Genomic DNA, 262 nt, shown 5'->3' with positions numbered 1-262 from the left:
TCGCCGCCATCAGCTGTGTCATCTCCATAGTATTCATTGGCATCACTACAACCATCATCATCACTATCACTGTCTAAGAAATCTGGTAAGTTCTCTCCAACATTCCCATCACTGTCTGTTGGAATCGATACTCCCGTGCCTGCGCTACTTGGGATTCCGGTGATCGGATCTGGCGTGCCATCTGCAATTCCATTATTGTCTGCATCAGTGCCGCCAGTTTCTATCGTATCATAGATTCCATCGTTGTCTGCATCTAAGTCTA

Annotated in this window: 1 pseudogene; it reads right to left on the bottom strand. The window is 46.6% G+C overall.

Annotation, left to right across the window (positions count from 1 at the left end):
- Positions 1-262 (bottom strand): annotated as a pseudogene (locus tag Q0828_RS24440) (hypothetical protein); the annotation flags it as partial.

The organism is uncultured Kordia sp. (assembly GCF_947496985.1).
Taxonomy (GTDB): Bacteria; Bacteroidota; Bacteroidia; order Flavobacteriales; family Flavobacteriaceae; genus Kordia.
The sequence above is the reverse complement of the archived record's forward strand: the minus strand, read 5'-3'. Positions and strand labels throughout refer to the sequence as shown.